Origin of the sequence: Jidongwangia harbinensis (genome assembly GCF_020216025.1) — a bacterium.
Taxonomy (GTDB): domain Bacteria; phylum Actinomycetota; class Actinomycetes; order Mycobacteriales; family Micromonosporaceae; genus Actinoplanes; species Actinoplanes harbinensis.
The window spans coordinates 65,019-77,615 of sequence record NZ_JAIWNC010000006.1 but is presented as its reverse complement, the minus strand read 5'-3'; the positions used below and the strand labels follow the sequence as shown (position 1 = coordinate 77,615).

General features: G+C 73.8%; 12 protein-coding genes. 6 read left to right on the top strand and 6 right to left on the bottom strand.

Going from position 1 to position 12,597, the window contains the following annotated elements:
* Positions 1-20 precede the first annotated feature (20 nt).
* The gene (locus LDL48_RS10685) at positions 21-794 is read left to right on the top strand and encodes a class I SAM-dependent methyltransferase (protein ID WP_225254892.1); all 774 of its coding nucleotides are present in this window, start codon (positions 21-23) and stop codon (positions 792-794) included.
* On the opposite strand, the gene LDL48_RS10680 is transcribed toward LDL48_RS10685, so the two are convergent.
* The 3 genes from LDL48_RS10680 to LDL48_RS10670 all read right to left on the bottom strand — a co-directional run bounded on the left by LDL48_RS10680 (position 718) and on the right by LDL48_RS10670 (position 3,070).
* Positions 718-1,485, bottom strand: a complete 768-nt coding sequence (locus LDL48_RS10680) for a class I SAM-dependent methyltransferase (protein WP_225254891.1) — start codon at positions 1,483-1,485, stop codon at positions 718-720. The two genes, LDL48_RS10685 and LDL48_RS10680, sit on opposite strands and share 77 nt — an antisense overlap.
* A gap of 35 nt (positions 1,486-1,520) precedes the next feature.
* On the bottom strand, positions 1,521-1,748 hold the full coding sequence (locus LDL48_RS10675; protein ID WP_225254890.1) for a hypothetical protein: 228 nt from the start codon (positions 1,746-1,748) through the stop codon (positions 1,521-1,523).
* Positions 1,749-1,882: 134 nt separating this feature from the next.
* The gene (locus tag LDL48_RS10670; protein ID WP_225254889.1) at positions 1,883-3,070 is read right to left on the bottom strand and encodes a methyl-accepting chemotaxis protein; all 1,188 of its coding nucleotides are present in this window, start codon (positions 3,068-3,070) and stop codon (positions 1,883-1,885) included.
* Between the two features lie 316 nt (positions 3,071-3,386).
* On the opposite strand from LDL48_RS10670, the gene LDL48_RS10665 reads away from it, so the two are divergent.
* On the top strand, positions 3,387-3,761 hold the full coding sequence (locus tag LDL48_RS10665) for a hypothetical protein (RefSeq protein ID WP_225254888.1): 375 nt from the start codon (positions 3,387-3,389) through the stop codon (positions 3,759-3,761).
* On the opposite strand, the gene LDL48_RS10660 is transcribed toward LDL48_RS10665, so the two are convergent.
* The gene (locus tag LDL48_RS10660; RefSeq protein WP_225254887.1) at positions 3,716-4,438 is read right to left on the bottom strand and encodes a G5 domain-containing protein; all 723 of its coding nucleotides are present in this window, start codon (positions 4,436-4,438) and stop codon (positions 3,716-3,718) included. The genes LDL48_RS10665 and LDL48_RS10660 overlap by 46 nt on opposite strands.
* A 225-nt stretch (positions 4,439-4,663) precedes the next feature.
* Here LDL48_RS10660 and LDL48_RS10655 point away from each other — a divergent pair, with 225 nt between their 5' ends.
* From LDL48_RS10655 to LDL48_RS44455, 4 genes are all read left to right on the top strand, one after another.
* Entirely contained in the window at positions 4,664-5,869 is a 1,206-nt protein-coding gene (locus LDL48_RS10655) for a response regulator (RefSeq protein ID WP_225254886.1), read from the top strand.
* Between the two features lie 14 nt (positions 5,870-5,883).
* Entirely contained in the window at positions 5,884-6,258 is a 375-nt protein-coding gene (locus LDL48_RS10650) for a response regulator transcription factor (protein ID WP_225254885.1), read from the top strand.
* A 97-nt stretch (positions 6,259-6,355) separates the two neighbouring features.
* Positions 6,356-8,044, top strand: a complete 1,689-nt coding sequence (locus LDL48_RS10645; RefSeq protein ID WP_225254884.1) for a S8 family serine peptidase — start codon at positions 6,356-6,358, stop codon at positions 8,042-8,044.
* Positions 8,041-10,278, top strand: a complete 2,238-nt coding sequence (locus LDL48_RS44455; RefSeq protein WP_225254883.1) for an ATP-binding protein — start codon at positions 8,041-8,043, stop codon at positions 10,276-10,278. Before LDL48_RS10645 ends, LDL48_RS44455 begins: the two co-directional genes overlap by 4 nt.
* On the opposite strand, the gene LDL48_RS10635 is transcribed toward LDL48_RS44455, so the two are convergent.
* Together LDL48_RS10635 and LDL48_RS10630 are read right to left on the bottom strand one after the other, a co-directional pair.
* Positions 10,256-10,684 carry a response regulator gene (locus tag LDL48_RS10635; protein ID WP_225255091.1) on the bottom strand — a complete coding sequence of 143 codons (429 nt, stop codon included), beginning with the start codon at positions 10,682-10,684 and terminating at the stop codon, positions 10,256-10,258. The genes LDL48_RS44455 and LDL48_RS10635 overlap by 23 nt on opposite strands.
* A gap of 228 nt (positions 10,685-10,912) precedes the next feature.
* Positions 10,913-12,553: a GGDEF domain-containing protein gene (locus LDL48_RS10630; RefSeq protein ID WP_225254882.1), complete on the bottom strand. Its 1,641-nt coding sequence runs from the start codon at positions 12,551-12,553 to the stop codon at positions 10,913-10,915.
* Positions 12,554-12,597: the final 44 nt, after the last annotated feature.

The window sequence follows — 12,597 nt, the reverse complement described above, 5'->3', positions numbered from 1 at the left end:
CCGGTGGTTACCGTCGGGCCATGACGCAGATCGGGCCACCGTACGAGGACCTCGTCGGTGCCGCCGTCGGCGTACCCGTGCCGGGTTGGGAGTTCGCCTGGCTGGACGGCCGCGCGGACGGCACCCAGCCGTCCTGGTCGTACCCGGAACTCGCCCGTCCGCTGCTGCGGCGCGCCACCAGCCTGCTGGACCTGGACACCGGCGGCGGCGAGTTGCTGGTCGAGCTGTCGCCGCTGCCGCCGCACACGGTCGCGGTGGAGAGCTGGACGCCGAACGTGCCGGTCGCCCGGGACCGCCTGGCACCGTACGGCGTGTCCGTGGTGACCGAGCTGCCCGGCGGCGAGGAGGAGTTCGACGTGGTGCTGAGCCGGCACGGCCGGCTGCCCGCCGAGGACGTGGCCCGGCTGCTCCGGCCGGGCGGGACACTGCTGAGCCAGCAGGTCGGCAGCGACGACCTGGCCGAGTTGAACGCGGCGCTGGGCGCGCCCGCGCCACACCCGAAACGCTGGACGGCCGAGGTCGCGGTCGCCGATCTGGAGGCGGCCGGGCTGGCGGTGACGGACGTACGCGAGGAGCGCCCGACCCTCGCCTTCCACGATGTGGGAGCGATCGTCTACCAGTTGCGGGCGGTGCCGTGGCAGGTCCGCGACTTCGACCCGCAGCGGTACGAACGGGCGTTGCGCCGGCTGGACGCGATCATCCGGACCGAGGGCCACTTCACCGTCCAGGCGCACCGGTTCCTGGTGCAGGCGTACCGTCCACCCGCGACGACCGGGCCAGCACCAGCGTGGTGACCAGGTCCAGCGTGATCTGGTCGCCGACCACCTGGTCGAGGCCGTCGAGCGCGGCCCGCTGCTGCTCGGGCGGGCGCCGGCGGAACGGCGAGAACGTCTGCATCAGCCGCAGATAACGCCGCTTGCTGAAGACCGGGTAGGTGTGCCAGACCTGCTCCCGCACGTCGGCGAAGACCGCGCTCTGCCGCACGTCGTCGAGGATCCAGTGCTCGGCGCGGGCGGTGACGGTGGAGTCGACGCCGTGGATGACGCGCTCGATGGCGGCGGACTCGGCCGGGTCGGCGTACCCGTAGGTGTGGCCGAAGACGGCCAGGGTGCCGCCCGGGGTGAGCGCGTCGTGCGCGCGCCGGTTGCGGGTTTCCGGGTCGAGCCAGTGCCAGGCCAGCGCACAGCCGATCAGGCTCACTCCGCCGGGCGGCGGCGTCCACCGCTCGAACGTCGCGCGCACCACCTCGACCTGCGGGAACTTGTCCGCCAGTACGTCCGCCATCAGCGGGTCCGGCTCGATGCAGGTGACCGGCGCGCCGAGACCGGTCAGCAGTTCGGTGCCCTTGCCGGTGCCGGCACCGAGCTCGGCGACGGACTCCGGGGTGCCGCCGTGGTAGTCGACGATCGCGTCCCGCACCACGTCCGGGTAGCCGGGGCGGACATCGTCGTACATCCCGGCGACCGGACCGAAGATCTGCGTCATCCCAGCAAGCTATCCGGTCGGTGCGCGGCGAGCGATCAGTCCTTCGGCGACACCGCACCGGACGGAGCCGCGCTGCCCGGCGGCTCCGGCTCCGTGCCGTCCCGGGCCCCGCCGCTCGCCAGCGCGCCGACGATCAGCAACAGGGTCAGGCAGAACAGCAGCACGGCCGACACCACCACGGCCGCCGTGTCCCGCTGCCGCAGTGGCGACCGGCCCTGGGCGACCGGCTCGTCGAACCACGACGCCGGCTGCTCTTCCGTCATACCTTCAAGTTTTCGCCGCCCGCCGCCGGTCGTGATCAGCCGAACCGGCGACAGCGTCAACCGAAAGAAGCAAAAAGTTTAAGACTCTTTCGGGACATCCGGGCGGGCGGTCCCCTCGTTGGACCCTTCCGGGCTCAGGAGCGGAACGCCGCGACCAGGTCGCCCAGCCGGCGCGCGGTGCCGGTCAGCTCGGCCACCGCCCGGCGGGTCTCCCCGGCGGCGCCGCGAACCTGCTCGGCCGCGCCGCTCACCGTGCCGATCGCCCGGTTGATCTGCTCCGCGCCGGAGCTGACCGTGCTCGCGCCGTGCACCATCGCGCCGGTGGTGGCGGTCTGCTCCTCCACCGCCGCGGCGATGGTGAGCTGGTGCTCGGCGATCGATCCGATCACGTCGGTGAAACCGCCCACCGCGGTGACCGCCTCGTTGGTGACCTGCTGGATCTCCTCGATCCGGCGGGCGATCTCCTCGGTGGCGTCGGCGGTCGACTGGGCCAGCACCTTCACCTCGCCGGCCACGATGGCGAACCCGCGCCCGGCCTCCCCGGCCCGGGCCGCCTCGATGGTGGCGTTGAGCGCCAGCAGGTTGGTCTGCGCGGCGATCGCGGTGATGGTCTTGAGGACCTCGCTGATGTGCTGGCTGGACTCGTACAGCCGGCCCACGTTCTGCGACGCCTGCGCGGCGCCGGTCACCGCCTGGTCGGCGGTCCGCGACACCTCGGAGGTGTTCGTGCTGATCTCCGCGATGGCGTGGCGCATCTGCTGGGTGCCCTCGGCGATCGCCTCGACCTCGTCGCTGGTACGCCGGGCCGACACCGCCACCGTCTCCAGCTCCAGGGCCGTCGCCTCGGCGGCCCGGGTCATCGTGGTGCTCGCGTGCTCCAGCCCACCGGCCGACGTGGCGACCTCGCCGACCGCCCGGCGGATCCCGTCCACGGTGTGCTGCATCCGGTCCATCATGGCGTTGTAGGCGACTGCCATCTGACCCAGCTCGTCCTCGCCCACGACCGGCATGCGCCGGCTCAGGTCGCCGTCCGCCGCCGACTCGATCACCTCGGCGTCGATCCGGAGCACCCGGACGATGCTGACCTGCACCGACACCTGCAGGAGCACGCCGAACACGGCGAGCGCAGCCGGCGCCCACAGCAGCAGGCCGGCCAGCGCCTCCAGATCGGCCCGCGCCGCCGAGCCGGCCGGCGACGCGGCGGCCGCGGAACCGGCCACCGAACGGGCGTAGAACCCGAGCCCGACCAGGCCACCGGCAAGGCTGAGCAGGGCGAGGCCGGTACGCGGCTTGGTGGGCAGCCGGTCGAGCAGCGTGAACATAGTTCCTCCTGGCGGTCGCTGTCCGACGTATCGGACGTGCCACTCCCGACCTGAGGGGGCGACACCGCCGGGTAAGCGAATTTCCGCCCAAATTGCGGAACAACGTCCGGAGGGCCCGGTGGTGACGGGTACGGAGCGACCGGCCCTAGCGGGCGTCGTCCGCTTGGGCGACACCCCCGTGCACCGGGACGCCGTCACCCCATCGGCATCCCTCGAACGGATTCGGCTGAAGGGTTCGACCCCGGTCGACGCCTGCCTGCGACCGGGACCCGCACGTAGGGTTACTGGACAGCCCGGCAAAGTTACTTTAAGCGTCATGGATCTCACATCGACCGACATCCTGTTCGGCCTCGGCGCCGTAGCCGCGGCCGTCTTCGCGGCGTGCGGCGTCTACTGGGCCAGCGGCCGCGGCACCGCCGCATCCCCGCGCGGACCGCTTCCGCCCTCCCCGGCGGAAACGGTCACGTCCCCGCCGGCCGCCGCGGAACCGGCCCCCGCCGCCCCCGCCCCGCAGCCACGTGCCCCCATCGGCCTCGACCCGCACGGACGCCACCGTGCCCCGGAGGAACTGCTGCGCGCCTCGACCTACCGGCTGACCGCGGACCGCATCGCCCGGGCCAAGGTGCAGGCGCCCGACCAGCGCACTCAGTCGTCGCAGGCGATCCCGTCACCGTCCCGGTCCAGGTCGTAGGGATCGCTGCCGGTGACCCGGATCGGGCCGCTCACGTACTCCGGCCCGTCGCCGCTGCCGCCCGCACAGTCCACGTCGCTGGCGATCGGCACGCACGGGCGGTATCCGGACCGGCAGTCTCCGCCGGAGTCGGTCCGGGTGCCGACCGCCACCACCTTGGTGACCGGCTTCCGGGTCACCTCGGAACGCACCAGCCGCCGGTCCGTCTGCTCGCCGTCGGTGACGGTCACCTCGTAGGTCAGCGTGCGGACGCCGCGCACACCCGCGGTCCGTACCCGCGTCTCGCCCTTGTCCAGGGAGCTGTCGTCGACCTTGCGGGTCCGGTAGGCGATCGACGTGCGCTCGACCACGGTGCGCTTCTGCACGACCGGCGCGGCCACCTCCTCGGTGGGGGACGCGGTGGCCGGCCCGGCCGACGGCGTCGCGGCCGCGGTGGCCGCGGTCGCGGGGCCCGGGTCCGCCGGGGTGGTGGGATCGGCCGCGGCGAGCTGCCGGTCCGGAGCCGGGGCGACCTGCTCGACCCGGTCCGGCTCACCGGCCAGGGCGCCGATCAGCGTGAGCCCACCGCAGCACGGCAGGAGCACCGCGGCGAAGAGGAGACCGACCCGCTGCAACGGCGTGCGGCGCGACCAGAAGCCCCCGCCGGGGCCCGGGTGGTGCGGTGTCTGATTCGTCACCGGCTCAGTGTCGGCGTCCGGTTCACCGGGCAGATCGGTCGATCGGCCGGTACCCGCCGCCGAAAGAATCGAATCTTCTAAGCCTCTTTCACCGGCGGGGCCCGGCTCAGTTCGCCCGGCGAGGTGCCGATGAGGCACGTGAACACCATCTGCGCTTCGAGTGCGAGACGAGGTGAGCCACGTGCTGGTGGCGGTCGGCGCGCGCCCGCGACGGGACGTACGCCGGTGAGCAAGTCCCGCGCGCTGTTCGTCGACGACGAGCCGCGCATCCTCGACGGCCTGCGCCGATCGTTGCGGGGCAAGCGCGCCGAGTGGGACATGGTGTTCGCGGGCGGCGGCGCGGAAGCGCTGGAGTTGCTGGCCGTTGACCGGTTCGACGTGATCGTCTCGGACATGCTGATGCCCGGCATGGACGGCGCGGACCTGCTGGCCGCCGTGGGCCGGGCACATCCCGGCGTGGCGCGGGTGGTGCTGTCCGGGCACATCGAGCAGGACTCGGTGATCAAGGTGGCGGTCGCCGGTCACCGGTTCCTCACCAAGCCGTCCGAGGTCGAGCACCTGGTCGACGTGATCGAACAACTCCTGGTACGGGCGCCGGGCGCGCACCGGGACACCGCACGCCGGATCGCCGGGGGTGTGCACTCGCTGCCCGCCGTGCCGGAACACCGCGGTCCGGTGGACGCGCTGCTGCGGCCCGACGCCGACCTCGCCGCCGCGGTACACGCCGCCACGCACGACATCGGGCTGGCCGCGAAGCTGCTGCAGCTGTCCACGTCCCGGTTCTTCGGCGCCCGCCCGCGCAACTCGTCGGTGGAGTCGATCGTGAGCGCGATGGGCGTACCGATGGTGCAGCAGGTGGTGGCCGCGACCGCCGGGCTCTGGCCGGCCGATCCGTGGCACCCGGGGACCGCCGGCCTGATCCAGGCGACCTGGCGGCACGCCGTCGCGACGGCCTACCTGGTGGAGCTGGTCGCCTCGCCGGCGAGCCGGCCGCACGCGCACGCGGCGGCACTGCTGCAGGACATCGGCCGGCTGGCCGGTCTGGCGGTGACCGACGGGGACCCCGCGGACATCGATGTGGACGCCGGCACCCGCGACGGTGCCGGGTTCCGCGACATCGGGGTGGAGTTGCTGCGCCTGTGGGGCGTACCGCCGCCGGTGGTCGCCGCGGTCGCCCAGCGGGACACGCCGCAGCGGCCGGACGCCACCGGCCTGGGCGTGACGGCCGCGGTGCGCACCGCGCACCTGCTGGTCCAGCAGACCGACGCGGCCGACCCGCAGGGCGGCCAGGAGCCCGGGGAATTGGCGTCCCTGCTGTCGCATCCGCAGATGCAGGCGCGGGCGACGGACTGGCGGCAGGCGGCCGACGAGGCCGCCTGGCGGGCCGGAACGGCGGCCTGCGCCGCACCGGCCGCCGGCACATCCGGCTGACAGAGGGGGAATCGATGGCGCGCGTTCTGGTGGTCGACGACGATCCGGCGATCCGCAGCCTGCTCACCGATCTGCTCGAGATGGACGGGTACGAGGTGAGCGTCGCGGTGGACGGCCTGGCCGCGCTGCGGGCGGTGGAGACGGTGAACCCGCACTTCGTGGTGCTCGACGTGATGATGCCGGGCCTGGACGGCTTCGGCGTGCTGGCGGCGATCCGGGCGCTGCCGGGCGATCCGGTGCCGGTGCTCATGCTGACCGCCGCCGCCGAGACGGACGCGAACGCCAAGGCCTGGGCCAACGGGGTCGACTACTACCTCGCCAAACCGTTCACCCCGGACGCGGTGCTGGATCTCGTCGAGACCGTCCTTGCCGAACGCGTAGTCGACTAGTGACAGCCAGTTACTATTCCTCTCACGTCCACCACGACCCGGCCGATGGTCTTCCGCAAGCAGCGGAAATCCGTCAACAACCGAGGTGCGCAAGCCAATGAAACGAACCCCCCGGGCGGGTACGGCCGTCGCGGTCGCCGCGCTCATCGCACTGACCAGTACTCCGGCCCCCGCCGCCGCGCACGTCCCGGCGACCGCGTGGCGTGAGGTCGTGGTGACCGGCTCCGGCGCCGAGGACGCGGCCCGCGCCGTCGAGGCCGCCGGTGGCCAGGTCATCGCCGCACTCCCGGTCGCCCGCGGCGTGGCCGCCCGGCTGCCGGCCGATCGCTCGCTGGGCGCCGGGTGGGTGGTGGCGCCGCAGCGGGAACTCACCGTCGCCGAGGCCGGCACGCCCGCGTCGTCCGGTGCGGCCACCACGATCCGTCAGATGGTCGGCCTCCCGGCGAACGGCAACGAGGGCCGCGGCGTGACGGTGGCCGTCGTGGACACCGGCATCGCCGACGTGCCCGACCTGGCCGGCCGGGTGACCCGGCGGGTCGACGTGACCGGCACCGGCGGCGGCGACGGCTACGGGCACGGCACGTTCATGGCCGGCCTGATCGCCGCGTCCGGGGCCGCCTCGGGTGGCGCCCACCGCGGCGTGGCGCCGGGCGCCGAGCTGGTCGACGTCAAGGTGGCCGACGCACAGGGCCGCACCGACCTGATCACCGTCCTGCGTGGCCTGCAGTGGGTCAGCGACCACCGCAAGGACATCCAGGTCCTGAATCTGTCGCTGTCGTCGCAGAGCCCGCTGCCGTACCAGCTCGACCCGCTGAACCAGGCGCTGGAGTCGTTGTGGCAGCGCGGTGTCACGGTCGTGGTGCCGTCCGGCAACGACGGCCCGGGCGTGGGTTCGGTGACCGCACCGGGCAACGACCCGGTGCTGCTGACCGCCGGCGGGCTCGACGCCTCGGGCACCGCGGACCGCGGTGACGACGTGGTGGGCACCTGGTCCGGGCGCGGCCCGACCTGGCAGGGCGACGCCAAGCCGGACCTGGTCGCGGCCGGTGGCCGGGTGGTGAGCCTCAGCGCGCCGGGCAGCGTGGTCGAGCGGGCGAACCCGCAGGCACGGGTCGGCAACGGCTACTTCCGTGGCTCCGGCACCTCGATGGCCTCGGCGGTCACCTCGGCCGTGGTGGCCGCGACCCTGTCCGTGCAGCCGAAGCTGGGACCGGACGCGATCAAGAACCTGTTCGTGAGCACCGCGTACCCGAGCGCCGGGTTGACCGCGCGGGCCGGCGGGGGCGCCGGCGGCCTGGACGTCGGCGCCGTGCTCGACGCCGCGCCGAGGTGGCGCACCGGCAAGGCGCACGCCCAGCACGCGCAGGACACCGCCACCATCCGCCGGGACGCCAAGCGCTGGACGGAGTTCGCCAAGGCGCTCGTCGACGAGGACCCGGAGACCGCCGCCCGGGCGTGGGCCGCACTCAGCCCGGCCTCCCGCGACTGGGCCGCACGGGCCTGGGCGCAGTTGGACCCGGCCGCCCGGGCGTGGGCGGCGCGGGCCTGGGCCGGCGAGGACTGGGCCGCACGGGCCTGGGCGAACGCGGACGGAACCTGGGCGGCACGGGCCTGGGCGGCCCGGGCGTGGGCCGCACGGGCCTGGGCGGACGCCGACTGGAGCGCGCGGGCCTGGGCGGACGCGGACTGGACCGCCCGCGCCTGGGCCGGTGACGACTGGGCGGCCCGGGCCTGGGCCGCCGACCGGTGGAACGCCCGCGCTTGGGCGTGGTTGCCCAGGTCGTGAGCGCTCCGTTGCCGCACGTCGGCCGCCCGGTCCTGGACCGGGCGGCCGACGCCGTGCGCGCGTGGGCGCGGGACCCGATCCTGCGGCGGGTGGTCGGCGTCGGCCTGCTCGGCGTGCTGCTGGCCGGCGCCGTGGTGTTCGGGCTGGCCGGCAACCGCGCGGTCCTGCGCGGCATCGACCTGCCGACCGCGTGGCTGCTGCCCGGCCTGGTCGTACTGACCTGCCTGGCGGAGATCGCCGTGGTCCGCCTGCGCCACGGCGACGCGGTCGAGGAACTGAGCCTGTACGAGGCCGCGCTCGTGGTCGACGTGCTGCTGCTGCCGCCCCGCGACGCGCTGATCGCGGCGGTGGCCGGGCTGGTCATCGCGAGCGCCGTGCAACGCCGTCCGCTGATCAAGGCCGCGTTCAACCTCGGCACCTACACCGCCGCCATGGCGGTGCTCATCCTGGCCATGCACGCGATCGGCGACGCACCCGGCACGGTGACCGTCGGCGTGCTGGTCGGCGTCGTGGTCGGCACGTTCGCCTTCACCATCGTGAACCTGTGCTGCCTGGCCCAGATCCTCGCGGTGATCAACGACGTGTCCTGGTGGACGATCGTCCGCGCGGAGGCCCGGCTGTCCGCGTACATGGCGGTCGGCACGGTCGCCACCGGACTCACCACGACCGTGATCGGGCTGGAGGCGCCGCTGCTGCTGCCGTTCATGGCGATGCCGGCGCTCGCCGTCACGTACGCGTACCGGGCCGCCGCCCGGGAGGCCGAGGAGCGGGTCCGGTCGGCCTGCCTGCTGCGCCTGTCGCACGCCCTGGCGGAACGCGAGGACGTGGTCCGGCAGTTCCTGCTGCTGGTGCGGGAGGCCTTCAACGCGGACCTGGCGGTGGTCGCGCTGGACGGGCCGAACGCGGCGTGGTCGGTGTCCGCGGACCAGGCGGCCACCGTACGGCCCGGCGAGGTGCCGGGCTATCTGGCCGCCGCCCGGGACCTCGAGGGCCCGGTGCAGCTCACCGAGAACCTGCCGGCCGGTCTGCGCCAGCTGGTCGTGGTGCCGGTCGAGGGCGGCGGCCGGCGCCTGGGCACCGCCGCGTTCGGCACCCGGGACCGCGGCCGCCTCTCCACCGGCGACATCACGCTGCTGGCGTCGCTGGCCAGCACGCTGGCGGTAGCCATGCGCGGCGCCGAGCACCTGAACCGGCTGACCGAGGAGACCAGCAAGTTGCAGGCGGTGGTCGAGCAGTCCGCCGAGGGCATCCTGGTGATCGACGGCGACGGCGTGGTGGAGATGTGGAACCGGGCGCTCACCGACCTCACCGGCATCGACGCCGCCGGGGCCGCCGGGCGCCACCTCGCCGACCTGCTCGACGTGCCCGCCGAGGAGGAGCGCGAGTTGCTCGTACCCGTGTCGGTGGAGGTGCCCAGGGCGGCCACCGACCTGTCCGTCCGCGGGCACGACGGCGAGGAGCACCGGCTCCGGATGGCCCACTCGGCGGTGTTCGCCGGCCACCGCATGCTGCGCGACGTCATCGTGATCAGCGACCTGACCCGCGAGTACCGCACCGAGCGGCTGAAGTCCGACTTCATCGCGATGGTCTCGCACGAACTGCGGACCCCGCTGACCCCGATCATCGGGTACGTCGACCTGCTGCGCCGCCGCGGCGAACGGATGACCCCGCAGAAGCGTGCGGACGCGCTGGACCTGATCGGGGACCGCGCCGCGCACCTGTCCCGGATGGTGGAGGACCTGCTGCTCGCCTCCCGGTTCGGCGACAACCCCGACGACGTGTCGCTGGAGGTGGTGACCGGATCGCACGACGCCGGGGCGATCGTGGCACAGGCGGTGCAGGACCTGGGTTCGGACCGGATCACCGCGACGCTGCCGGACGGGCCGGTGTCCGCCCGCTGCGACAGCGGCCGGACCCTGCAGATCGTCACGAACCTGGTCGGCAACGGGCTGAAGTACTCGGCCGAGGACCAGCCGGTGGAGGTGACCCTGGAACACGACGACGAGCAGGTGCGCGTGGTGGTGCGCGACCACGGGCGGGGCATCCCGGCCGACGCGGTGGACAAGGTGTTCGAGAAGTTCTACCGGGTCGAGGACCCGATGACGATGAGCACCAGCGGCACCGGCCTGGGCCTGTTCATCGCCCGCCGGCTGGCCCGGGCGATGGGCGGCGACGTCACCGTGGAGTCGGCGCCGAACGTCGGCTCGGTGTTCACGCTCGCGCTGCGCCGCTAGGCGACTGCGCCGCCGGGCACGGGGACGGCTCGGCGTCGTGGTGGTGCCGGCCGCCGTCGACCAGCCGCCGGACGGCGGCCACCAGGGCCTCCCGGGTGAACGGCTTGACCAGCGTCGCGCAGAGCTGAGCCTCGACGGCGCGCGGATCGCCGGGGGCCAGCGAGCCGCTGATGATGGCCACCGGGGTGTCGCTGAGCTGGTGGTGGCCGCGGATCGCGCGGCACAGTTCCAGACCGTTCAGACGCGGCATGTCGAAGTCGGTCAGCACCACGTCCGGCCGTTCCCTGACGATGGCGTGCAGGGCCGCCAGCCCGTCCGTCTCGGTCAGGACGGTGAATCCGGCGTCGCGGAAGATGCGCTCGAACATGGCGCGGACGTTTTGATCGTCTTCCGCGATGAGTAACACGGTCACGTGGTGGCCCTCCGACGGTGCGGGAACGTTTGCACCACGGCATCTTTCGCGGCGCCGGCGGATCCGTCGGCGCGCCACTCCGCCGCCGCCCGGACGGCCGTCGGCAACCGTCCACGGGCCGCATCCCGGCCGCCGTTCGGGCGGTGGCCGGGCCTGGTCGGCGGAGCGTCGTTGCGTCCGGCCCGTCCGCGAGGCGGCTACCCTTCGCGGACGCGCGTGCGTTCAGCCCGCTTCGACGCGGTTGCGGCCGGCCCGTTTGGCGTCGTACAGCCGCTGGTCGGCGCGGGTCATCGCGGCCGGCAGGCCGGCCGGGGACGGCACCGCGGCGAGACCGAAGCTGATCGTGAGCGCCAGTCCCGGTTCCATCTCGTCCCACGGGTACGCGGCCACCTGCGCGCGCAGCACCTCGCAGCGCGCCGCGGCGTCCGCCAGGTCGGCCGCCTCGATGCCGATCACGAACTCCTCGCCGCCGAACCGGGCGACCAGGTCGGTCTCGCGGACGTGGTCACGCAGCACCGCGGCGATCCGGCGCAGCACCTCGTCGCCGAAGAAGTGGCCGTAGCGGTCGTTGACGTTCTTGAAGTGGTCGACGTCGGCGACGGCCACGCAGAGCGGCCCGGCGGCGACCATCTCGGGCAGCCGCAGTTCGGCGTGGCGGCGGTTCGGCAGGCCGGTGAGCGGATCCTCGGTGGCCTGCCGCTGCCAGCTCAGGTTGGCGGCCTCCAGTTCGGCGCTGCGCACCTGGGCCAGTTCCGCCTCCAGCCGGGCGTTGTCCAGTTCGAACTGGTGCACCGCCATCCGGGCCCGGACCGCGGCCACGTCGTTGTGCGCGGCCCGCTCCAGCGTGTGGTAGGCCCGGTACTGCTCCAGCGCCGCCCGGAAGTCACCCAGTTGCTCGTACGCGCCGGACAGCTCGCGGTGGATCTCCATGGCCACCGGGGTGGCGCCGGTCTCCAGCGCCCGGTCCAGCGCCTCCCGCAGGCCCTTGATCGCCGGTGCGCACTCGCCGCGCAGCAGGCGTACCCGGGCCCGGTCCTGCAACGCGCCCAGCTCCAGCGAGCGGTATCCGTGGACGGCCGCGATGGCCCGCGAGTCCTCGATCATCCGGTCCGCGGCGTCGAAGTCGCCGCCGAGCGCGCGCAGCATGCCGAAGTTGCCGAGGCAGATCGCCTCCCGGAACGGGTTGCCCGACTCCCGGGCCAACTGCAGCGCCTCGGCGATGTAGTCGAGCGCGCCGTGCAGCGCCGCGTCGGCGGTCGCCGTGTCGCCGGCCGCGCGCAACCCGGGCACCTGGTAGACGGCGTTGCTGCCGACGTTGTTGAGGATGCAGAACCGGGCCTCGTCGTCCATGCCCTCGACCATGGTCAGGGCCTTCGCGAGGTACTCGGCGCTGGAGTCGTACCGGCCCAGGCTGCCGTGCACCACGCCGGTGCGGTTGTGCACCCAGTACAGCAGTTCCCGGTTGCCGAGCCGCTGGGCGATCTCCCGCGCCCGGGCCAGCACCCCCAGCGCTTCCTCGTGCATGCCGAGTTCGTCCAGCGGCAGCGCCTGCACGGTGAGGACCTCGCAGATCGAGGCGTCGTCGGAGAGCGCCTCGAGGACGGCCACCGCCTCCTGGCAGGCGGTGACGGCCGCCTCCTGCGCGCCGAGGCGCAGCAACTGGTTGGCCATCGAGCGCAGCGCGCGGGCGTGCCCGGCGGCGTCGCCGGACGACTCGGCGAGCACGGCGGACTGCCGGGCGAGCTCCGAGCCGGCCCGGTAGTCACCCCGGAGCCGGGCCGCCTCGGCCTGCTCCAGCAGCTCGCGGACCTGCCCGACGGCCTCGGCGGGCGGTGCGGCCTCGACGAGCGCGGTGGCGGTCATACCGCGGACGATCGTCGGCCCGGCCGCGGACCTGAGCGAAATCT